Consider the following 21,449-nt stretch of genomic DNA (forward strand, 5'->3'; position numbering starts at 1 on the left):
GGCCGCGGGCCGGGCGATGATCCGCGGGGTCAGACCGCGACCGGCCCCGCGTGCAGGGCGATGATCCGCAGGCGCACGCACGGGACCGGCGGCCACTCCTCGCGCTTGCCGATCTCCAGGCCGGTGCCCAAGTCCCGCACCGGGACCACGGTCCGCTCCCCCACCGTGCCCGGGCCCTCGACGACGGCGACGACGTCCCAGGGGATGCGGTCGTTGACGTCGAGCTTGAGCTCGTACCAGGCGTGCTCCAGCGCCGCGAGCACGTGCGGCTCGTAGTCGCCCGCGAGCACGACCCCGTCGTGGCGCAGCGAGAACGGATGCGCGCCGCCGTCGAAGTCCCAGCCGGCGCGGTTGTGCACGCGGCTGAGCAGGATCGTGGTGCCCGGCTCGGCGCCCGCGGCGAACGGCACCGGCCCGTGCCCGGCCACGATCCCCGGCCAGGCGGCGCCGGCCTCGGCGGCGAGCCGGTCGTAGAGCGCCCGCCGCGCCGTCATGACGGCCACGACCTCGGCCTGCCACCGCTCGTGCAGCGCCTCCGCCCGGGCCACGTTGGCCTCCAGGAACCGGGTGCCCTCGAAGGTGTACCGCGCCGCCGTGGCCAGGTGCAGCGGCCGGTCGAGCTCGGGCCCGCGCAGCGGCACCGGCCGCCGCTCGGCGTCGTCGAGCATCGCGCCGAACGCGGCGTCGAGCCGCACCCCGGCCCGCTCGAACGTCTCGGCGGCGGCCCGGTAGACGGCCCGGATCGCCGGGGCCTCGTCGCCGTCGTCGTCGCGCACGAAGTGGCGCAGGCGCTGTACCGCCTCGCGGGTCTTCGGCAGCCGAGGCTCCTCCAGGGGCCGCTGCGCCGGGTCGTCGGACTCGTCCGCCCAGTCCTCGACGCCGTCCAGCAGGACCAGCCACCGATCGTGTACGGCCTGGGCCCGCATCCGCGCCTGCCAGTCCCCGCCGAGCGCGTCGAGCGCCCCCTCGGCCCGGCCGAGCAGCCCGTCGCGCTGCGGGCTCGCGGGCACCGCTGCGAGGTGCGCGGCGGCCTCGGCCAGGACGGCGTCGACGGCCTCGGTGCGCCCGCTCTCGACCAGCGACCACGCCTGCTCGACCAGCCGGCTCGCCCGGGCCGGCGCCACGTCCGCGGGGTGCTCGGCGGCGGGCGCCGGGGCCGGCTCGGGCGGTGCGGGCGCGGCGGCGAGCGTGGGCTCCACGTCGTCGAGGCGGCCGGTCTCGATCTGGGTGCGGGCCTGCATCACGCGGCTCTTCGCGGCCGACAGCGACATGCGGGGATTCCCTTCTACGCATGGTGACGAGGTGTGATGCGTTCCATCCCGTTCCATCGCTTCTGTTCAAGGTTTCCTCAAGGTCCGGATCACGGCCTGTGCCTGTCCGGTGTGCGCCGCTTAGGTTCGCCGGGGCCGATTTGCGAAGGGCAGGGTTCGTGGGACGCAAGGCATCGATGCTCGCCACGCTCGTGGGAGTGGCGGTCATCGCCGGGGGGTGCGGGACGACGCCGGCCGACGGCGGCGACGACGGCAAGCCGATGGTCGTGCATCTCTATGGCTCCGACGCGAACATGAGCAACTCGCTCAGGGACAAGCTCAAGGACAGCCCCGTCATCCTGTCGGGGATGGTCGGCACGGCGCCGCTGCTGGACCTGCCGGAGTCGTTCAAGGAGCGGCTGCGGGGCGTGGACTCCTCGCTGGCCGACTACGGCTACGCCGCGGAGGCCTACGACGCCGTGCTGCTGGCCGGCCTGGCCGCGGAGTCGGCGCGCTCGACGGACGCGACGGCGATCTCGAGGTACATGGTCGGCGCCTCCAACTCCGGGACCGTCTGCGACAGCGCGGCCGCGTGCCTGGCGCTGGCCAAGGCGGGCAAGGACTTCGCCTACCGCGGGGTGTCGATGCGCCGCAGCGGCTTCACCGAGGCGGGCGAGCCGTCCTCGGCCTCCTACGGCGCGCTGCACTTCAGCCGCAGCAACACCATCAACGACAACCTGACGGAGTACATCGGCGCCGGCGATCCCGGGAGCGCCTCGACGGCCGCCTCGCCGCCCTACACCGCGTACCCGACGGGCAACGCGAAGAAGCGGATCCCGCCGCTGAAGGTCGGCGGGCTCATGCCGCACACGGGGCGCCTGGCCTTCCGCAGCGCGCCCCGCTTCGCCGGCGCCCGGCTCGCGGTGGCCGAGCTCAACGCGGCCGGGGGCGTGATCGAGCAGCCGGTGGAGTGGGTCGACGGCGACGACGGCACCGACGAGAAGGTGGCCGCGGCGACGGTCGACCGGTTCATCGGCCTCGGCGTGCAGGTCATCATCGGCGCGTCGTCGTCGAGCGTGACCAAGGCGATGATCCCGAAGATCGCCGCGGCGAACCGGATGCTCATCTCGCCGTCGTCCACGTCGGACGAGCTGTCGACCATCGCCGACAACGGCCTGTTCTTCCGCACCGCCCCGCCCGACACCCTGCAGGCCCGCGCCCTGGCCGACGTCGTCATGCGCGACGGCCCGCACCGGGTGACGATCGTGGCCCGCGAGGACGCGTACGGCCTCGGGCTGCAGAAGAACGTCAAGGCCGACCTGCTCACCGCGGGCATGACGGACGCGGACGTGGACCTGATCTCCTACCCGACGACGACCGAGGACTTCTCGGGCATCGCGGCCCGCGTCCGCCAGAACTCCCCCAACGGCGTGCTGATCCTCGGGTACGACGAGACCGCCCTCATCGTGCGGGCGCTCGCCGCCCGCAAGGTCGGCACCGCGGAGTCCCTCGGCGGCTGACGCCGGCAGGGGCGCCGGGCCCGGCGCTCACCGGTCCCCGCGGTTGAGGTGCTCGGTGAGCGCGTCCAGGCGGTCGTCCCAGTCGCGCGCGAGGGCGGCCAGGAACTGCTGCGCCACGCGCATGGGGGCGGAGCTGAGGCGGTACCGCACGCGGCGGCGCTCCCCCGGCTCGGCCGTCACCAGGCCGGCCTCCGACAGCAGGGCCAGGTGCTTGGCGATCGCCTGCCGGGTGATGGGCAGGCGATCGGCCAGGTCCGTCGCCGTGGCCGGGCCGCCCTGCGCGAGCGCGGCGAGGATGCCGCGCCGCGACGGGTCGGCCAGGGCGACGAAGACCTGCTCGGCGACCGCCTCGATGTCGGGCGGCATCTCGTGCTCAGGCGGCATGCAGGTATTCGACCAACTCACCCAGCTCGTGCGTCCATCCACCCGTGTTGCTCTCGAACGCCTTACGGTACGCATCCTCCGGCAGCTGGGCGAAGCCGGACTCGACCATGCGCAGCCGGGTGCCGGCGCCGGCGGGCTCGAGCGTGAACTCGACGTAGGTGCGGCGGGGATCCTCGGCCGCGAGGCCGTTGATGCCCCAGGTGAACGCGAACACGGCCGGCTCGTCGACCCGCTCGATGTGCAGGGTGGCCTGGTCGCCGCTGTCCCAGGTCAGTTTGGCCTCGCCGCCCTCGCGCAGGTCGACGGTGGCGCCGTTGCCGAACCAGGTGCCGAGCCCCTCGGCGGTGGTGAGCGCGGCCCAGACCCGGGCCGGCGGCTGCGTGAGCTCGACGGTCCGCTCGATGCGATCGGGGAACCCCATGACGACCTCCAGTGAGTAGCAACTCTTCGGTTGCTACTTAAGCTATTGCAACCTTTCGGTTGCGTCAAGGGTCAGCCGCGCACCACGTGGACGCCGCCGATCAGGCTGTACTCGCGAACCTTCAGCCTCCGCGCCGCGCCCTCGGACGCGGGCTCGATGCGGACGCCGCCGAAGATGCGGAAGCCCTCGACCTCGATCTCCACGTCGGCGGGGACGCGCAGGGAGACGCCGCCGATCAGGCTGATCTTCGTCAGCACGGGGCGCGGCGGCAGCGTGGCCTCGCACAGGTCCAGGTTGGCGCCACCGAGCGGGCCGACGACGCGCATGTCCTGCGGCATCGTCCAGGCACCGCGGCGCTTGGTGCCGCCGAGGAGGTTGCAGTACCAGGTGGCGCCCGACTTGCCGGTCAGGAACGGCGTCTCGTTCTCATCCATGCCCATGACGGTAGGCGGGCATCGACGTCGATCCCGGTGCCGACCGGCACAGGCCGGGGATGACATCTGTCATGCGCGCGGCAGCGGACACCCTAGAGGCCGGGATCGGGCGCTCGCATCCGCCAGGCGTCGGTGATCAGCTCCTCCAGCCGGGCCTCGTCGACGGTCTCCAGGCGGAGCATGACCAGGGGCAGTCCGTCGTACCCCGGGTTCGTGAAGAACCGCGTGGGCTCCCCGAGCAGCAGGGCCTGCTTCTCCGCCTCGTCGCCGACGTAGAGCACCGCGACGTCGGTCCGGATCACCCGCGGCTTGCCCGGAATCCGCTCGGGGTAGGACCAGACGAAGCCCTTGTTCGCCACGCGGAAGTCGAAGCCGTCGCTGTCGATCTCGACCACGTCGGGCAGCCCGAGCGCGATGCGCCGCACGTCGTCAGCGTCAGCCATGCGCCTCAGCCTACGGCCCCCGCCGAGCCCTGGAGCACGGACGCCGCCGAGGCCGTCGTCTCGGTCGTCTGCGGCGTGATGGCCGCCCCCGCCGCATCGGCGCCGGTTCACGCGGAGCCTCGTAGCCGGTTGGGCGTTCGGGCTCGCGCTCGTCGTCGCGGGCACCGCCGAGATCCTGCGGTTGCGGGCATCGGTCGGGACGGGCGGCGGCAGCGGGACTACCGAGCGCCCTGGTGAACGACGACCACCGACCTTGACGCGCGTGGAGGCGGCGCGGCAAGATCGGGGCCGAGAATGGAAAGCGCGTTTCAATCAGTGGAACGAGGTTGGCCGATGGTCCTGTTCGACAAGCCGCTGGAGGAGCTGCGCGCGTACCGGCCGGAGCGCACCGAGCCCGCCGACTTCGACGACTTCTGGGCGCGGACCCTGGCCGCCGCCCGCGAGCACGACCTGGCCCCCGAGTTCCGCCCCGGCGAGCCGGACCTGAGCACCGTCGAGGTCGTCGACGTGCGGTTCTCCGGCTGGAACGGCGAGCGGGTCGCGGCCTGGCTGCTGCTGCCCCGCCACCGGACCGGGCCGCTGCCGGCGGTGGTCGAGTACGTCGGCTACGGCAGCGGCCGCAGCCTCGCCCACCAGCGGCTGTTCATGAGCGCGGCCGGCTTCGCGCACCTGGTGATGGACTCGCGCGGGCAGGGCTCGGCGTGGCGGCCCGGCGTGACGCCCGACCCGGACCCGGATCCGGGCACGGGGCAGTACCCCGGCTTCATGACCCGCGGCATCGGCCACCCGGACCGGTACTACTACCGCCGCATCATGACCGACGCCGCCCGCGCGGTCGAGGCGGTCCGCGCCCACCCGGCGGTCGACCCGCGCCGCGTCGCCGTCTACGGGCGCAGCCAGGGCGGCGGGCTCGCCCTCGCCGCCGGGGCGCTCGTGCCGGACGTGGCCGCGATCGTGCCCGACGTGCCGTTCCTGTGCCACTACCGGCGGGCCACCGAGATCACGGACAAGGCGCCCTACTCCGAGATCGCGCAGTACCTCAAGGCGCGGCGCACCGAGGTCGAGCCGGTGTTCCGGACGCTGGCGTACTTCGACGGCGTCAACTTCGCCGCCCGCGCGACGGCCCCGGCCCAGTTCGGGGTCGGGCTCATGGACGACGTGTGCCCGCCGTCGACGGTGTACGCCGCGTACAACCACTACGCGGGGCCGAAGGAGATCTGCGTCTGGCCCTACAACGGGCACGAGGGCGGCGAGGTCTACCAGGAGGCGGACACGCTGTCGTTCCTCAGCCGGACGCTCGCGCCGAGCTGAGCCGAGCGCTCGGCGCCGTGCAGCATCGCCGTCGTCAGCAGGCCGTCGCGGCCCGTCACGTGCGGGTCGCGGCCGGCCGCGACGGCGTCGAGGAGGTCGGCGAGCTGGGCCGAGTACGCGCCCAGCCGCACCGGGTCGCGCGGGTCCGAGGCGTCGAAGCCGGGCTGGCGCGCCACCTCCGTCCAGCCGTCGCCGCGCCCGAGCCGCAGCGACCCGTACGCGTCGAGCTCGAGCATCCCCTCGGTGCCGGTGACGTGGAACTGCAGCCCGCTGCCGAGGCCGGGCCGCGGCACGTCGTAGCTCATCCACAGCTGGGCCATCGCCCCGCCGGTGAGCCCGTAGGTCACCATGGCGCTGCGCAGCGGCGGCGGGTCCGGCGCGTAGGCGCCGAAGAGCGCGAAGACCACCTCGGCCTCGGCCCCGGTGAACCAGCGCAGCAGGTCGCAGGCGTGCGCGCCCCAGGAGGCGAACGCCGTCTGCTGCCGCGGGTCCAGCTTCCACTCGTCGCGGGTCACGGCCGTGTCCCAGAAGCCGACCTCGGGGCCGATCGCGCGGACCATCGTCACGCGGCCGATCGCGCCCTCGTCGATGAGGCGCTTCGCCGTCGCGGGGATCGTGCGGTACCGCTGCTGCGACACGACCGCGAGGCGCACCCCGGCGGCCGAGCAGGCCGCGACCATCGCCGCGCACTCGTCCGGCGTCTGCGCCATCGGCTTCTCCACGAGCAGGTGCCGCCCCGCCCGCGCGGCGGCCACGGCCTGCTCGCGGTGGGCGGCCGGCGGGCTCGCGAGCACGACCACGGCCACGTCCGGGTCGGCGAGCAGCTCCGGCACGCCGGCGTGCAGCCGGGCGCCGAACTCGGCCGCGAGCCCGGGCGCCCGGCGCCCGCCCGCGACGGCGGCGACGCGCGCGCCGGGGAGCCCGTCGGCCACGGCGGCCCAGGTGCGGCCCATGAACCCGGATCCGACGATCCCGACGCCGATGCCTTCCCTGACCGTCATGGCACCTTCACCACCTCCGGTGAGATCGCGGCGAGGGACGGCAGCCCGCACATGGCCATCGCGCGCTCGAGCTCGTCGCGCACCATGAGCAGGACGGCCGCGACCCCGTCGGCGCCGCCGGCCGCGAGGCCCCAGATGACCGGGCGGCCGAGCAGCACCGCGCGGGCGCCGAGCGCGAGCGCCTTGAGCACGTCGGTGCCGCGCCGGAACCCGCCGTCGACGTAGACCTCGGCCCGCCCGCCGACGGCGGCGACGACCTCGGGCAGCGCCTCGATCGGCGCGATCGCGGTGTCGAGCTGCCGCCCGCCGTGGTCGGACACGACGACGGCCGCGGCCCCCGCCCGCACCGCCAGGTCCGCGTCCGCGCCGGCCAGGATCCCCTTGGCGACGATCGGCAGCGGGGTCCGCTCGGCCAGCCAGTCCACATAGGACCAGGTTGCCGAGCGGTCCAGGACGGCGTCGAACCGCCGCCGCATCGCGGTGCCGTCGACGTCCCAGCCGGCCGCCGCCACGCCGCTCAGGTTCGCGGCGGGCGGGGTGGTCCAGCGGTTGCGGATGTTGCGCTCGCGCTTGGCCATCACCTTGTGGTCGACGGTCAGGCAGACGGCCGTGTACCCGGCCGCCTCGCCCCGCCGCACGAGGTCCAGCGCCGCCGCGCGGTCGCGCAGGAGCGGCACGTGCAGCCAGCGCGGCCCGTCGGCCGCCGCGGCGATGTCCTCCAGCGGGTAGGTGGCGCCGGAGCTGACGACCAGGAGGGTGCCGGTGGCGGCGGCCCCGCGGGCGGTGGCGAGCTCGCCGTCGGGGTGCGCGATGCCGTGGTCGCCGGAGGGGGCGACGAGGATCGGGGCGGGCACGGGCGTGCCGAGCACGGTCGTGGCCAGGTCGCACACGGTGACGTCGACCATGACGCGGGGCCGCAGCCGGATGGCGTCGAGCGCCCGGCGGGGCAGCGCGAGGCTCACCTCGGCGTCGGCGCCCCCGGCGATGTAGTCGTACGCGGCCGGGTCGAGCAGCTCCCGCGCCCGGCTCTCGTAGTCGGCGAGATTCACGAGGTCGGTATTCACGAGGTCTGTCATGGGTGCACCCGTTCCGGGCGCCCGGACGCGAGGGAGCGCCCGACCGCCTCGACGACGATCGCTGGTCCACTGTGGACGATCTGCGGCTCGACGGGAATCCGGCGGACCCCGCCGGGGCCGTGGTGGCGCACCGAGGGCTCGTCCAGGTCGATCTCGGTGTGGCCGTGGGAGCCGATGAGCCGGGCCGAGCCCGTCCCCGGCACCGGGCCGACGACGAGCGAGGCGACCACGCCGTGCGTCATGAGCATCGAGGCGACGAGGACGGCGCCGCTCGCCTCCGCGAACACCTCGACCGGCTCGCACCCGGTCAGCGTCCGGGCCAGGCCGACGGCGGCGGCGAGGTCGTGGCACTCGACGTTGACACTGCGCGGGAGGCCGAGCCCGCCGGCCTCCACCCACGCCCGCACGCGCTCAGGCATCGCACGGCTCCGGCCGGCCGCTGTGCAGGGAGCGCTGGGCGGCCAGGGCCGCGGCGAGGGCCGCGCGGGACTGCTCCAGCGTGACGATCGGCTCGGCCCGGCCGGCGAAGACGTCGGCGGTGTGCACGGCCTGTTGGTACAGGGCGTCGGCGACCGACGCGGGCGGGGCGCCGCCGAGGACCGGGTCGCCGCCGGTGTGGTGGGTCAGGGCGCCCGCGTCGCCCGTGAGCACCATGCGGCGCAGCATCGCCCCTGGCGTCCGCAGGCCGTAGGAGAGCTCGGCGAGGGCCAGCGCGCCGGTGTCGAAGCGGACGGTGACGTGGAAGCTGTCCGGCGTCGCCATCCCGGGCGCGTGGGTGCACCAGCCGCGGGCGAAGACCCGCACGGGTCGGCCGCCCAGCAGCGCGACGGCGAGGTCGAGGGGGTGCATGCCGTTGTGCACCAGGTGGCCGCCGGACGCGTCCGGGTCCAGCTGCCAGCTGTTCCAGCCGCCGGGCCAGACGTGGCCGACGTACCAGGCCAGGTGCAGCAGCCTCGGGGTGCCGGCCTCGCCGGCCGCGGCCGCCGCCGCGAGGGTGCGCACGGCCGGCTGGAACCTCGTGGTCTGCCCGACCATGAGGCGCACCCCGGCCGCCCGCGCCGCGGCCACGAGGGTCTCGAACGCGGCGAGGGTGCGGGCCGGGGGCTTCTCGATGACGACGTGGCGGCCCGCGGCGACGGCGGCGAGGGCCCGGTCCACGTGGTCCCCGGTGCGCCCGCAGACCACGACGCCGGTGACGGCCGGGTCCGTCAACGCCTCCGCCGGGTCGGTCGTGGCCCGGCACCCGGGCGCGAGCGCGGCGATCCGCCGGGCCCGCGCGAGATCGGTGCCGACCACGTGCGTGACCCGCACGCCGTCGACGCGCGCGAACGCGGCCGCGTGGTCGCGGGCGATCGCGCCCGAGCCGAGCAGGGCCACGCCGATCACCGGGGCACCGCCCGCGCGTGGATGCGGTCCGACGGCAGGCCGAGCGAGGCCGGGCGGGCGGGGGCGACGCCGACGACCGGGGTGCCCGCCGCGACCGCCGCGAACCGCTGGAGCGTGGCCACGTGGCCGGACTCGGGCGCCTCGACGACGGCGAGCTCGCGGCCGCGCGGGTCGAGCACCCGGCCCACCGCCTGCCCGCGCTCGACCCGGTCCAGCAGCCGCACCCCGGGCAGGAACAGCCCGGCGGCGGGCGCGACGGTGAAGCTGTCGGTGTCGCCGTCGCCGTGCAGCCACAGCGCGGGCGGCCGCGGCGGCGTCGCCGGCTCCGCGACCATCCCGAGGTGCGCGAGCACGTTGACGACGCCGCCGGTGTAGCCGTCCAGCAGCGCGGGGTCGAGGACGCCGCCGCCGGGCGACTCGACGTAGATCGCCGGGATGCCGAGGTCGCGGGCCAGGGTCAGGGTGCGGCCGGGGCCGAGGCTCCCGTGGGTCCAGACCAGGCCGGCGCCGAACGCGACCGCCAGGGCGACGCCCGTGGTCGCCGCGTCCCCGCCGTCGTCGAGGCCGCCCGCGAAGAACGGCATGTCCGTGGCCGGGGTGGAGGTGTGCAGGTCGACGAGCACGTCGGCGCCGCGGATGAGCCGCCGCGCGACGAGGTCGGCGAGGCGCTGGGTCGGGGTGCCGCGCTCGTCGCCGGGGAAGGACCGGGCCAGGTTGCCGCCGTCGGCCGGCCCGGTGCGCGAATCCGCCTCGAACGCCGCCTCGTGCGTCACCGGTACCACCCGCAGCCGACCGGCCCGCAGGTCGAGCGCGCGCGTGGTGAGCCGCCCGGCCCCGACGATCCCGCCGACCTCGTTGCCGTGCACGCCGCCGAGCACCACGACGGTCGGCCCGTCGTGCCCGCTGTCCAGCTCGTGGACGGTGACGCCGGGCCCGTCGGGGCCGGCCGAGATCCTCTCCTGGCACCAGTTCACGGTGTCGCCATCGCTTCCTGCTCGGCGAAGTGGCACGCCGACTCGGCGCCGGACGGGGTGCGCACCTGCAGCAGCGGGCGCTCGGTCGCGCAGCGGTCCTCGGCCTTCCAGCACCGGGTGCGGAACGGGCAGCCGGACGGCGGGTCGGCCGGGTTGGGCACGTCGCCGGTGAGCAGCCGCCGCCGGTCCGGGTCGCGCAGCCGCGGGTCCGGCACCGGCACCGCGGACAGCAGCGCCTGCGTGTACGGGTGCGACGGCGTGGTGAAGACCGTGTCGGCGTCGCCGTACTCGACGACGTGGCCGAGGTACATCACGGCCACCCGGTGCGCGAGGTGACGCACCACGGCGAGGTCGTGCGCGATGAACAGGTAGGCGACGCCGAGCTCGCGCTGCAGCCGGGCCAGGAGGTTCACCACCTGGGCCTGGATCGACACGTCCAGCGCGGAGACGGGCTCGTCGAGGATGAGCAGCTTCGGCTCCAGCGCGAGGGCGCGGGCGATGCCGACGCGCTGGCGCTGGCCGCCGGAGAACTCGTGCGGGTACCGCCCGACCGCCTCGGCCGGGAGCCCGACCAGCTCGAAGAGCTCCCGGACACGGTCCCGGCGCCCGGCGCGGTCGCCGATGCCGTGGATGGCGAGCGGCTCGGCGACGATGTCCCCGACGGGCATCCGGGCGGGCAGGGACGCGTACGGGTCCTGGAAGACGTACTGCAGATCGCGCCGCACGCCCCGCAGCGCCTTCGTCGGCAGCGTGCCGAGGTCGCGCCCGTCGAACAGCACCCGCCCGGCGCTCGGCGCGTGGAAGCGCATGATGGTGCGCCCGACGGTCGACTTGCCGCAGCCGGACTCGCCGACGAGCGCGAGCGTCTGCCCGGCCTCGACGTCGAACGAGACCCCGTTGACCGCGTGCACCCAGCCCTGCCGCCGCTGCAGCACGCCACCCCGGATCGGGAAGTGCTTCACCAGCCCGTCCACCCGCAACAACGGCTCGCTCACGCCGGCACCTCCGCTTCGCTCCGTACCGCTCATGCCGGCACCTCCTCCTCGACGGCCTCGGCGTGGAAGTGGCACGCGGCCCGGTGCCCGGGGCCGGTCTCGAACAGCTCGGGACGGGTCAGGCAGGCCTCGCGGCCGTTGCTGCGCGCGCACCGGGGCCGGAAGGCGCACCCGTCCGGCAGGTGCTGCGGGTTCGGCGGCTGCCCGCCGATCGCGGGGAGCTCGTCGACGCGGTGGTACAGCTTCGGCAGGCTCTGCAGCAGGGCCCGCGTGTACGGGTGCCGGGCGGCGTGGAAGGTGGTGTCGACGTCCGCGGTCTCCACGACGCGGCCGGCGTACATGACGATGACCCGCCGCGTCATCTCCGCGATGACCCCGAGATCGTGGGTGATCATCATGAGCGCGGCCCCGGTCTCGGCCTGCACACGGCGCAGCAGGTCGAGGATCTGCGCCTGGATGGTGACGTCCAGCGCGGTGGTGGGCTCGTCGGCGATGATGAGCCGCGGCCGGTTCGCCATCGCGATCGCGATCATCGCGCGCTGCCGCATGCCGCCGGAGAACTCGTGCGGGTACTGCCGCGCCCGGCGCTTGGGGTCCGGGATGCCGACCTCGGCCAGCAGCTCGACCGTCCGGGCCGCGGCCGCCCGGCGGGTCAGGCCCTCCTGGTGGCGGCGCAGCCCCTCGGCGACCTGGGCACCGACGGTCATCACCGGGTTGAGCGCGGTCATCGGGTCCTGGAACACGAGCCCGATCTCCTTGCCGCGCACGTGCTGCAGGTCCTGCTCGCGCAGGGCCAGCAGGTCCCGGCCGCCGAACTCGGCCCGGCCGGCGACGACCCGCCCGGTGGACGGCAGCAGCCCGAGGGCGGACATGACGGTGACGCTCTTGCCCGAGCCCGACTCGCCGACGATGCCGACGGTCTCCCCCGGGTACACGTCGAAGGAGACCCCGTTGACCGCGGGCACGACGCCGCCGTGCACGCCGAACTCGGTGACGAGGCCGGTCACCGACAGCAGCGGAGCCCCGGTCACCGGCCCCTCCTCGGGTCGGCGGCGTCGCGCAGCCCGTCGCCGATGAAGTTCACGGCGAGGATCGTCAGGGCGATCGCGATGCCCGGCGGCAGCCAGAGCCACGGCATCGTCTCGAGGATGGTCAGCGACTGGGCGTCGTTGAGCATGTTGCCCCAGCTGGCGGTCGGGGGCGGCACGCCGAGGCCGAGGAAGGACACGGTCGCCTCGAGCAGGATCGCCTGGGCGACGGCCAGGGTCGCCACGACGGTCAGCGGGGCGACGACGACGGGGACGACGTGGCGGCGCAGGATGCGCAGCGGCCCGGCGCCGAGCCCGGCGACCGCGACGAGCGCGTCCTGCTCGCGCAGCGAGAGCGTCAGGCCGCGCACGATGCGAAACGGCGTCGGCCAGCCGAACAGCCCGATGGACAGGATGAGCGTCGGCAGGCTCGGCCCGACGAACGCGGCCACGACGATGATGACGATGAGGCTCGGGAAGGCGAGCACGACGTCGGCGAAGCGGCTCAGCACGCCGTCGACCCAGCCGCCGAAGTAGCCGGCGACGGCGCCGAGCACGAGCCCGATGAGCGTGGCCACGAGCGCGGAGCTGAGCCCGACCAGCAGCGAGATCCGGCCGCCGACGAGCAGCCGCGCCAGCACGTCGCGGCCCGCCGAGTCGGTGCCGAGCGGGTGCCCGGCGCCGGGCGGCTGGCGGATCGCGGTCGGGATGACCTGGTTCGGGTCGGTGCCGAGGATCCAGGGCAGCACGATCGCGGCCAGCGCGAACAGGCCGAGCATGATCAGCCCGGCGAGCGCGAGGCGGTGGCGGAAGAAGCGGCGGGCGGCGAGCCGGCCGGGCGAGGCGTGCCCGGCGCCCGAGGGCGGGGCGGCCGCGGGGGCCGGGACGTCCGTGACAGTCATCGGGGGCCTCCTACAGCCGGATTCGGGGGTCGATGAGCGCGTAGGCGACGTCGGCCAGCAGGTTGCACAGCAGGACCAGCACCGCCACCGCCATCACGAAGCCCAGCAGGATCGGGTAGTCGCGGGCGAGCACGGCGTCCAGCGCCATGCGGCCCATGCCGGGCCAGGCGAAGATCTGCTCGACGACGACCGCCCCGGCGAACAGCGTCGGGATCTGGATCGCGACCACGGTGACGAGCGGGATGAGCGCGTTGTGCAGGGCGTGGCGGCCGATGACTCGTCGTCTCGTGAGGCCCTTGGAGCGGGCCGTGGTCAGGAAGTCCTGGCCGAGCACCTCGAGCATGCCGGCCCGGGCGTAGCGCACGTAGGGCCCGGCGAGCGCGAAGCCCAGGATGCAGGCGGGCAGCACCAGGTGGTGCAGCGAGTCGAGGAAGCCGCCGCCGCCGATCGAGTTCATCCCGCTGGTGGGCACCCAGCCGAGCTTGAGGCCGAAGACGTAGATGCCCAGCAGCGCGCCGAAGAAGCTCGGCACCGAGATGGCCAGCAGGCTCACCACGGTCGTGCCGTAGTCCACGGCGCTGTTGCGCCGCAGCGCGGCCACGATCCCCATTGGGATGCCGGCCAGCAGCGAGATCAGCAGGGCAGTGCCCATGAGCGACACCGTCGGGCCGAGCCGCTCGGCCATCACCTGCGTGACCGGCTGGCCGCTGCTGAACGAGAAGCCGAGGTTGCCGCGCAGCAGCTCGGCGACCCAGTGGAAGTACTGCACCGGCAGCGACGCGTCGAGCCCGAGCTCGTGGCGGCGCAGCGCGACGGCCGCGTCCCGGTCGCCGGAGAACGACATCGGATCGATCATCATCTCGGCCGGATCGCCCGGCATGAGCTGCAGCAGGACGAACAGCAGCACGCTGATGCCGACCAGCACCACCGCGGACACCAGCAGGCGCCGGACGAGAAACGCGATCAAATGTTCACTCTCCTATCGAGACGCGGCCGTCGGGGGCGAGGTCAGCTCACCGACCAGTCCGCGGCGTTCCAGAAGGCGTCCACGACCGACGGGTTGAGCTGGAAGCCCTTGAGCCGGTCACTGGTCGCGGCGATGGTGTTCGGCACGTACATCACGAGGATCGGCATCTGCTCGTTGACGATCTTCTGCGCCTGCGCGTAGATCTGCTGGCGCTGGGCCTGGTCCTTCGTCGCGATGCCCTGCTTCAGCAGCGCGTCGAGGTCCTTGTTGCAGTAGGCGGTGATGTTCGTGCCGCCGACGGCCGCGCACGACAGCCGGGCGTTCATCGAGGCCGGGTCGATGGTGAACAGGCCGTAGGACGAGATCAGCAGGTCGAAGTCCCGCTTGCCGATCGCCTGGGACAGCTCGGCCGCCTGGTAGTTCTGCACCCTGGCGTTGATGCCGGCCTCCTTGAGCTGCGCCGCGATGATGGTCGCGGCGGTGTCGCGGTCGCGCTGGCCGGGCGTGAGCTCGATGCGCACCTCGGTCGCCGGGTTCCAGCCCGCCTGGGCCAGCAGCGCCTTGGCCTTCGCCGGGTCGTAGCCGTAGTGCGTGAGGCCGGACGGCACCGCCCACGACGGGCCGTGCACGAGCGTGTCGACGACCTTGCCCTCGCCGTTGAGCACCTGCTTGACGAGGGCGTCGCGGTCGATGGCGTACATGATCGCCTGGCGCACCAGCGGGTTGGCGAGCTTGCCGGAGTCGACCGCGGTGTGCAGGGCGAAGATGCCGGGGCCCTCGGCCCGCTGCAGCTTCACGCCCTTGAGCCCCTCGACGCGCTTGGCGTCGGGCGCGGCCACCTGGGCGTAGTCCAGCTTGCCGGTCTGCAGCTGGGCCATGGCGGCGTCGGTGGTGAGGTACTGCGCGAAGACCCGGTCGAGGCCGAGCTTCTTGCGGTAGTTCGGGTTGGCCTTGAACTCGACCTGGTCGGCGGTGACCCACCGGGAGAAGACGTACGGGCCGAGGCCGACGGTCGGGTTGCGCCAGAACGGGTTGTTGGTCAGCCCGTCGACCGGGAACTTGCCGACGACGTGCTCGGGCAGGATGAACATGATCGGCTGGACGAGCTCGTCGAGGAACGCGACGTTGGGCTGGTCGAGCTGGATGACGAAGGTGTTGTCGTCGGGCGCCTGGAAGCCGGCCACGCTCGTCGCCGTGCCGTCCTTGAAGGCCTTGGCCCCGTTGACGTTCGCGAACTTGCCGACGTAGCCGCTGCCGCTCTTCGGGTTGGCGTAGAGGTTGTAGGTGAACACGACGTCCTTCGCGGTGAAGGGCGTCCCGTCGCTCCACTTCACGCCCTGCACGAGGTGGAAGGTCCAGGTCTTGCCGTCCGCGCTGACCTCGGAGCGCTCGGCGAGCCGGGCGCCGTAGGTGCTGTCGCCGGCCGCGGAGACCAGGGAGTCCCAGTGCAGCTGCTCCATCAGGTGGTCGGGGCCGATCGAGGCCAGCAGCGGGTTGAACCCGCGCGGGGCCTGGTAGAGCTGCACGGTCGCATCACGGCTTCCGCCGGCGTCGCCACCGCTGGGGCCGGAGCAGCCGGCCAGCGCCAGGGCCAGCACGGCGAGGCCGGCCAGCAGGGCGCGGGTGTGTCGTCGCATGATCATGAGCCTTCCAGGAGTCAAAAACGACTGGTCAACGGGGGTCTACGCGAGCCGGAGCTGATTCCACGCGACGTAGCGGCCCCGGTTGGGAGCGAAGCTGTAGAAGATGACCAGGACGTCGCCGCCGGGCAGGTTCGCCATGGCGGGGTAGCCGCACTGGTACTCGGCGGTGTACCGGTACCCGTGCGGGTCGGCCAGCGGGAGCGGGTCGGAGAACGACCGGCCCTCGTCGTGGCTGCGGCGCACCTCGACACCGGGGGTGTCGTCGCCGCCTTCCGGTGCGCACCGGCGCGTGGCCAGCAGCAGGCTGCCGTCCTCGGCCCGGTGCAGCAGGGGGGACATGCCGGTGAAGCCCAGGGGGACGTACGGGCTCCACGTCGCGCCGGCGTCCGCGGATTCGGCGCGGTACAGCCGCATCGTGGTGTCGCCGCCGATGCCCTGCTGGCGCACGATCGCGAGCAGGCGCCCGGCGCCGAGGTCGAGCACCGTGGTCTCGTTGAACCCGTCGATCGGGCTGTGCGGCCGGAACGCGGGGTCCGTGGTGACCGAGACGTCGGGGTTGCCGTCGGCGCCGAGCCCGGAGACCTCCGGTGAGGCGTAGGCGCCCGCGAGCCGGGCGTCGGGGTCGAACGCGATCGTCGAGCCGACGCTCCAGGACGCGCCGGCGTCGGTGGAGACCAGCAGCGCCGAGCGCCACCGCTCCGCCGCCGTGCGCTGGCCCCAGACCGGCCACAGCAGCCGGCCGTCGGCCAGCTCGACGATCTCGCCGTAGACGGCCGGGCTGTGGAAGTCCAGGTCGATCGGCTCGCCGCCGGTCCAGCTGCGGCCGCCGTCGGCCGAGCGCAGCAGGTGGGCCGAGATGACCCGCCCGGCCACGCCGAGCCCCGGGGTCCAGCGGACGCCGTTGTACGGCAGCAGCAGCGTCCCGTCGCGCAGGGTGGTGAGGGCGACCGCGTTGAGGATCGCGTCCTGCCCGTCGCCGGGGGCGGCCACGATCTGCGGCGCGGACCAGGTGCGGCCCTCGTCGCCGGAGCGCACCACGCCGACCGTGCCGCCGGGCCAGCCGTCCGGCACCGTCGAGAACGACGCGACGAGCTCGCCGCCGCCCGTGCGCGTGAGCCCTGGGAACATCGCGGGGACCGCGTCGACGACCACGCCCACGCCGGCAATCTGGAACTGCGTCACCCGAGCCTCCCGCGTTTCATCTAGTGAATCGTGCGTTTTATTTTTTGGGAATGTAGACCGTGGTGGTATCGGGGTCAAGATCGGAGCGCGGGAGTCATGCGGCACGCGCGTTTCAATCCGGCAACGACAGGGCGTGCCACCGCTCGGTCGCGGCGGCCGCGCGGACGGCCTCGGACGCGGCGAGCGCGGCGACGCCGTCGGCGAGGGTGACCACGGGCTCGGCCTCGCCCCGCGCGACGGCGACGAGGTGGGCGGCCTGGCGGGCGAGCGCGGCGGCCGGCGGTTCGGGCAGTTCGTGCAGTTCGGTGCGGGTCCTGGTCCGGGTGGTGATGTTCCCGCGGCCGAAGTCGGCGAGCAGGGCGCCGCCGGTGCCGAGCACCTGCACGGTCCGGGTGCCGACGGGCTCGAGGTAGTCGAGGTGGAACGTGGCGCGCAGGCCCGAGGCGAACTCCAGCAGCCCGTCGACGCAGTTCGGGCGCTCGACGTGGGGCACGGACTCGACCGTCCGCGCCGCCGCGAAGGCGCGCGTGATCGGGCCGAAGCACCAGCGCAGGTAGTCCCACTCGTGGGAGTAGTCGCGGTAGAGGCGGTCGGGCTCGGGGGTGCCGAACCGGTCCACGGCGGCCTCGATGGTGCCGTAGGCGCCCAGCATGACGTGGACCGCGACCGGCTCGCCGACCTCGCCCGCGGCCAGGAGCCGCCGGGTGCGCTGGACGACGAGCCGGTGGCGCAGCACGTACCCCACCAGCGCGGGCGTCCCGGCCCGCGCCACGTGCGCGGCGGCGTCCCGGGCCTCGGCGAGGCCGGCCGCGACCGGCTTCTCGACCAGCAGCGGCACGCCCGCGTCGGCGGCGGCGCGCAGCTGCGGCACGTGGACGTGGTCGGGTCCGGCGATGACCACCGCGCCCGGCCCGGCGTCGAGCAGGTCCGCGTAGTCGGCCACGGCGCGCTCGACCGCCGGATGCGCCTCGGCCGCGGCGCGCCGGCCGGGATCGGGGTCGAACGCGACGAGCCGGACCCCGGGCAGCTGCGCGAAGGCCGCGAGGTGCTGCCGGCCGATCGAACCGAGCCCGCTCACGCCGATGAGCATCGTGTCGTCCTCCGCATGTCAGTACGCCGTCCAGCCGCCGTCGACGACCAGCCCGGTGCCGGTGACGTAGGACGCCTCCGGGGTGCACAGCCAGGCGACGGCCGCGGCGATGTCGGCCGGGTCGCCGCGGCGCCCGAGCGGGGTGCGCCGGTCGAACGGGCCGTCGCCGGGGGCCGGGCCGCCGGGGCGCACCACGATGTCGCCGGGCGCGACGTGCACGGCCCGGATGCCGCGCGCGGCCAGCTCGAAGCCCAGCGCGCGGGTGAGCCCGGCCAGGCCCGCCTTCGCGGCGACGTACGCGGAGGCGTCCGTCTGCGCGGCGTACGCCGCCACGCTGGTGATGTTGACGATCACGGAGCCGGGGGGCATGTGCGGTACCGCGTCACGGGCACACCGGAAGGGCGCCTTGAGGTTCACGTCGATCACGGCGTCGAGCCGGTCGTCGCCGTAGTCCTCGAACCGCGCGGAGGCCGCGGGGCCGGTGATCCCGGCGTTGTTGACGAGGATGTCGATCCGGCCCCGGTACCGCAGCGCCGCGTCGATGAGCGCCCGGCACCCTTGCGCCGTGGCGAGGTCGGCCCCGGCCGGATGGATCGTGCGCCCGTCGGCCGCCAGCCCGGTCGCGGCCCGTCGCGCCTCGGCCTCGTCGATGGCACCGAGCACGACCTCGGCCCCGTCGTCGGCGAGCCGCGCGACGATCCCGGCCCCGATGCCCGTCGCCCCGCCCGTGACGACCGCGACCTTGCCGGCCAGGGCGGTCACGGCAGCAGCCCCGGCGGCAGCGCGCCGCGATCGAGGTGCCCGACCGCCGTGTCCAGGTGCGTGCGGGCATCGCGCAGCACCGGGGCGCCGTGGCCGGGCAGGAGCACGTCCGGGGCGAGGTCCCGCACGGCCCGCAGGCTCGCGGCGAGCTCGCCCAGGTCCGTGTCGGGCGTGGCCAGGACCGCGACCCGGCCCCGGGCGAACACGAGGTCGCCGCTGAACAGTGCCCGCACGCCCGCGTCGCGGTAGGAGAAGCAGGTGTGGCCGGCGGCGTGCCCGGGCGTCGGGTGCACCTCGAGCGTGAGCGCACCGACGGACATCCGCGGCGCGTCCAGCGGATGGACGGGGACCGCGGGCGGGTGCAGGTCCGGCGGGTAGACGCCGGCCCGCCGGGCGGTGCGCAGGCCGGACGCGTCCTCGTCGGCGGCCGCGACGATGGCCGCGGCCGGGGCGAGCGCGTGCACGGTCGCGCCGAGCAGCCGGGCCAGTCCGGCGGCCCCGCCGGCGTGGTCGGCATGGGCGTGGGTGAGCAGGATGCGCGACACCGGCCGCGCGCCCAGCACGGCCCGCACGTTCGCCGCGATGCGGTCGGCGGCCAGCCCGCAGCCGGCGTCGACCAGCACCGCGTCGGTGCCGCCGTCGAGGAGGTACACGTGCGAGTCGTGCGCGTCGGTGAGCCCGAAGCCGAGGGTGCCGCTGCCGACGAGGGTGACCCGCGGCGTGAGCCGGACCGGAGCCGGCCAGGTCACCGCGGTTCCTCGCGGGCCTCGCGCAGCACGGCGCGGACGTGCCCGGCCGCCTCCGCGCCCACCTGGACGAAGGGGGCGCTCAGGGTCGCGGTCTCGATCACGCCGAGCTCGACCAGGGCCGCCTTGAGCGCCCCGATCGCGCCGGCGGTGAAGGAGGCCTCGCCGTGCGGGCCCTCGTAGATGCGGTGCAGGTACGCCAGCCGGTCCTGCACCCGGCGCGCCTCGGCCCACTCGCCCCGCCCGGCGGCGTCGGCCAGCGCCCGGTGCAGGGCGGTGAACACGTTCGCCAGGCCGGGCACGGCGCCGGTGAAGCCGAGCTGGAGCGCGGCGTCGATGCAGGTCTCGGAGCCGGTGAGCAGCCGGACGCCGGGCGCGTCGCGGCCGACCGCGAGGACCGCCGCCCGATGGCCGCCGAGGTCGCCCGAGCTGTCCTTGACCCCGGCCAGGACACCCTTCGCGACCAGGTCCGCCAGCAGCGCCGGGCCGACGGGGCTCGGCACGCGCGAGGGCACGTGGTAGGCGATCACCGGGCGTCCGCCCGCCTCGGCCACGGTGGCGAAGTGGGCCGCCAGCTCGACCGGGGCGAGGGGGAACATCGAGGGCGGCGGGACCAGCAGGGTGTGCGCGCCCGCGGCGGCGAACCGCGCGGCCAGCTCCGCGGCCTGGCGGGTGTTGAGCGCGGGGACACCGGCCATGATCTCGTGGCCCGTCGCGGCGGCGGTGGCCACGACGGCCTCCTGCTCGGCCGGCAGCAGGTGGCCGCCCTCGCCGGTGGAGCCGAGCACGAGCACGCCGTCGGCGCCCTCGGCGACCACGTGGCGGACGAGCCGGTCCAGGGACGGCAGGTCCGGCGCACCGGCGGCCGTGAGCGGAGTGATCAGGGGCGGGACGACCTCGGGCACTGGTGGCTCCCTTCGGCGCCGGCAATATAGCGACGAGAATGAAACTGTCGTTCTAGCACGTGGTATACCTTCTAGTCGTCCGCGTGGATCATGTCAATGCTCGAAACAGGCTTGGTACACGATGGGCAGCGCACAATGAGCGGACCGTCAACAGGGGAGGCAATCCATGCAAGACGACGACGCCGCAGGCCAGGGCGGCGGGGCGGCGTACTCGATCCGCGCCGTCGACCGGGTGTGCGACCTGCTCGACGCCCTGCAGCAACAGCCGGAGACGGGGATGTCACTGGCCGCACTGGCGGAGGCGGTGTCGCTGCCGAAGAGCTCCACGCTGCGGTACCTCTCCGCGCTGGAGGCCCGCAGCTACGTCGAGCGCGACCTCGACGACGGCGGCTACCGGCTCGGCCTGGCGTTCCGGCCGCAGCGCTTCGACTACCTCGCCGCCCTGCGCGACGCGGTCCTGCCGCCCCTGGTCAAGCTGCGGGACCGGTTCGAGGAGACGATGAACTTCGCGGTGCTCGACGGCATCGAGGTCGTGCACGTCGAGGTGGTCGAGAGCGAGCGGCGGGTGCGCCTGGCGGCCAGCCGGGGCGAGCGGGCCTGCCTGCACTCGACGGCGACCGGCAAGGTGATGGCCGGGCAGATCCCGGAGGCCCGGCTGCGCGCCATCCTGGAGCAGACCGGCATGCCCGTGTTCACCGCCGACACGATCACGTCGATCGACGTGTTCCTCAACGAGGTCAAGCTCACCGCGGAGCGGGGCTGGGGCCTCGACGACTGCGAGAACCAGCCCGACGGCCGCTGCGTCGCGGTGCCGGTCGACGGCCTCGCGGTGCCGGCGGCGCTGAGCCTCAGCGCGCCCGCGTCGCGGTTCGCCTCGGAGGACGCCCAGCGCATCGCGCACCTGCTCAAGAAGCAGATGACCGCCCTGGCCGACGCGGCCCGGGCCGTGCCCCGCTGACGCCGGGCCGGCCGCGCGCCGGGGTGGCCGCACGCGGCGGCGAGCCGCGAAGCGCCAGGCGGGACACGGGA

At 74.6% G+C, this 21,449-nt stretch carries 23 protein-coding genes; 3 read left to right on the forward strand and 20 right to left on the reverse strand.

The annotated features are described in order from the left end of the window. Positions 1-29: 29 nt before the first annotated feature. Complete coding sequence (locus AC6JBM_RS30055) at positions 30-1,271, reverse strand: hypothetical protein (protein WP_497977401.1); 1,242 nt, start codon at positions 1,269-1,271, stop codon at positions 30-32. A gap of 158 nt (positions 1,272-1,429) precedes the next feature. On the opposite strand from AC6JBM_RS30055, the gene AC6JBM_RS30060 reads away from it, so the two are divergent. Continuing rightward, positions 1,430-2,770 carry an ABC transporter substrate-binding protein gene (locus AC6JBM_RS30060; protein ID WP_497977402.1) on the forward strand — a complete coding sequence of 447 codons (1,341 nt, stop codon included), beginning with the start codon at positions 1,430-1,432 and terminating at the stop codon, positions 2,768-2,770. 27 nt (positions 2,771-2,797) lie between these two features. On the opposite strand, the gene AC6JBM_RS30065 is transcribed toward AC6JBM_RS30060, so the two are convergent. The 4 genes from AC6JBM_RS30065 to AC6JBM_RS30080 all read right to left on the reverse strand — a co-directional run bounded on the left by AC6JBM_RS30065 (position 2,798) and on the right by AC6JBM_RS30080 (position 4,452). Beyond that, complete coding sequence (locus AC6JBM_RS30065; protein WP_497977403.1) at positions 2,798-3,154, reverse strand: ArsR/SmtB family transcription factor; 357 nt, start codon at positions 3,152-3,154, stop codon at positions 2,798-2,800. Continuing rightward, a complete protein-coding gene (locus AC6JBM_RS30070) occupies positions 3,144-3,575 on the reverse strand; it encodes an SRPBCC domain-containing protein (RefSeq protein ID WP_350609407.1) in 432 nt (143 codons plus the stop codon). Before AC6JBM_RS30070 ends, AC6JBM_RS30065 begins: the two co-directional genes overlap by 11 nt. 71 nt (positions 3,576-3,646) lie before the next feature. Further along, entirely contained in the window at positions 3,647-4,009 is a 363-nt protein-coding gene (locus AC6JBM_RS30075; RefSeq protein ID WP_497977404.1) for a hypothetical protein, read from the reverse strand. A gap of 92 nt (positions 4,010-4,101) precedes the next feature. Continuing rightward, positions 4,102-4,452 (reverse strand): MmcQ/YjbR family DNA-binding protein, encoded by a 351-nt coding sequence (locus tag AC6JBM_RS30080; protein WP_497977405.1) that lies wholly within the window; start codon positions 4,450-4,452, stop codon positions 4,102-4,104. Positions 4,453-4,785: 333 nt separating this feature from the next. On the opposite strand from AC6JBM_RS30080, the gene AC6JBM_RS30085 reads away from it, so the two are divergent. Then, entirely contained in the window at positions 4,786-5,763 is a 978-nt protein-coding gene (locus AC6JBM_RS30085) for an acetylxylan esterase (protein WP_497977406.1), read from the forward strand. On the opposite strand, the gene AC6JBM_RS30090 is transcribed toward AC6JBM_RS30085, so the two are convergent. The 15 genes from AC6JBM_RS30090 to AC6JBM_RS30160 all read right to left on the reverse strand — a co-directional run bounded on the left by AC6JBM_RS30090 (position 5,709) and on the right by AC6JBM_RS30160 (position 20,420). Continuing rightward, entirely contained in the window at positions 5,709-6,764 is a 1,056-nt protein-coding gene (locus AC6JBM_RS30090; RefSeq protein ID WP_497977407.1) for a Gfo/Idh/MocA family protein, read from the reverse strand. The two genes, AC6JBM_RS30085 and AC6JBM_RS30090, sit on opposite strands and share 55 nt — an antisense overlap. Then, a complete protein-coding gene (locus tag AC6JBM_RS30095) occupies positions 6,761-7,840 on the reverse strand; it encodes an alpha-hydroxy acid oxidase (RefSeq protein WP_497977408.1) in 1,080 nt (359 codons plus the stop codon). Before AC6JBM_RS30095 ends, AC6JBM_RS30090 begins: the two co-directional genes overlap by 4 nt. Next, positions 7,837-8,259, reverse strand: a complete 423-nt coding sequence (locus AC6JBM_RS30100) for a hypothetical protein (RefSeq protein WP_497977409.1) — start codon at positions 8,257-8,259, stop codon at positions 7,837-7,839. Before AC6JBM_RS30100 ends, AC6JBM_RS30095 begins: the two co-directional genes overlap by 4 nt. Further along, on the reverse strand, positions 8,252-9,226 hold the full coding sequence (locus AC6JBM_RS30105) for a Gfo/Idh/MocA family protein (RefSeq protein WP_497977410.1): 975 nt from the start codon (positions 9,224-9,226) through the stop codon (positions 8,252-8,254). The genes AC6JBM_RS30100 and AC6JBM_RS30105 overlap by 8 nt, the downstream gene beginning before the upstream one ends. After that, positions 9,223-10,200: a succinylglutamate desuccinylase/aspartoacylase family protein gene (locus tag AC6JBM_RS30110; RefSeq protein ID WP_497977411.1), complete on the reverse strand. Its 978-nt coding sequence runs from the start codon at positions 10,198-10,200 to the stop codon at positions 9,223-9,225. Before AC6JBM_RS30110 ends, AC6JBM_RS30105 begins: the two co-directional genes overlap by 4 nt. Further along, positions 10,197-11,228: an ABC transporter ATP-binding protein gene (locus AC6JBM_RS30115; protein ID WP_497977412.1), complete on the reverse strand. Its 1,032-nt coding sequence runs from the start codon at positions 11,226-11,228 to the stop codon at positions 10,197-10,199. Before AC6JBM_RS30115 ends, AC6JBM_RS30110 begins: the two co-directional genes overlap by 4 nt. Beyond that, complete coding sequence (locus tag AC6JBM_RS30120; protein ID WP_497977413.1) at positions 11,225-12,226, reverse strand: ABC transporter ATP-binding protein; 1,002 nt, start codon at positions 12,224-12,226, stop codon at positions 11,225-11,227. The genes AC6JBM_RS30115 and AC6JBM_RS30120 overlap by 4 nt, the downstream gene beginning before the upstream one ends. Beyond that, positions 12,223-13,125, reverse strand: coding sequence for an ABC transporter permease (locus AC6JBM_RS30125; RefSeq protein ID WP_433607999.1), 903 nt, complete (start codon positions 13,123-13,125; stop codon positions 12,223-12,225). The genes AC6JBM_RS30120 and AC6JBM_RS30125 overlap by 4 nt, the downstream gene beginning before the upstream one ends. Positions 13,126-13,135: 10 nt before the next feature. Then, positions 13,136-14,092, reverse strand: coding sequence for an ABC transporter permease (locus AC6JBM_RS30130; RefSeq protein ID WP_350609383.1), 957 nt, complete (start codon positions 14,090-14,092; stop codon positions 13,136-13,138). Between the two features lie 41 nt (positions 14,093-14,133). After that, positions 14,134-15,729 carry an ABC transporter substrate-binding protein gene (locus AC6JBM_RS30135; protein WP_497977414.1) on the reverse strand — a complete coding sequence of 532 codons (1,596 nt, stop codon included), beginning with the start codon at positions 15,727-15,729 and terminating at the stop codon, positions 14,134-14,136. 45 nt (positions 15,730-15,774) lie between these two features. Next, positions 15,775-16,917 carry a sialidase family protein gene (locus AC6JBM_RS30140; RefSeq protein ID WP_497977415.1) on the reverse strand — a complete coding sequence of 381 codons (1,143 nt, stop codon included), beginning with the start codon at positions 16,915-16,917 and terminating at the stop codon, positions 15,775-15,777. A gap of 112 nt (positions 16,918-17,029) precedes the next feature. After that, positions 17,030-17,995, reverse strand: a complete 966-nt coding sequence (locus tag AC6JBM_RS30145; protein WP_497977416.1) for a Gfo/Idh/MocA family protein — start codon at positions 17,993-17,995, stop codon at positions 17,030-17,032. 30 nt (positions 17,996-18,025) lie between these two features. Then, complete coding sequence (locus AC6JBM_RS30150) at positions 18,026-18,769, reverse strand: SDR family NAD(P)-dependent oxidoreductase (protein ID WP_497977417.1); 744 nt, start codon at positions 18,767-18,769, stop codon at positions 18,026-18,028. Then, positions 18,766-19,518 (reverse strand): MBL fold metallo-hydrolase, encoded by a 753-nt coding sequence (locus AC6JBM_RS30155; protein WP_497977418.1) that lies wholly within the window; start codon positions 19,516-19,518, stop codon positions 18,766-18,768. Before AC6JBM_RS30155 ends, AC6JBM_RS30150 begins: the two co-directional genes overlap by 4 nt. After that, positions 19,515-20,420 carry a dihydrodipicolinate synthase family protein gene (locus tag AC6JBM_RS30160; RefSeq protein WP_497977419.1) on the reverse strand — a complete coding sequence of 302 codons (906 nt, stop codon included), beginning with the start codon at positions 20,418-20,420 and terminating at the stop codon, positions 19,515-19,517. The genes AC6JBM_RS30155 and AC6JBM_RS30160 overlap by 4 nt, the downstream gene beginning before the upstream one ends. 166 nt (positions 20,421-20,586) lie before the next feature. Between AC6JBM_RS30160 and AC6JBM_RS30165 the strand changes: the two genes are divergently transcribed. Continuing rightward, complete coding sequence (locus AC6JBM_RS30165) at positions 20,587-21,378, forward strand: IclR family transcriptional regulator (RefSeq protein ID WP_497977420.1); 792 nt, start codon at positions 20,587-20,589, stop codon at positions 21,376-21,378. Positions 21,379-21,449 lie beyond the last annotated feature (71 nt).

Source organism: Dactylosporangium thailandense (genome assembly GCF_059739745.1).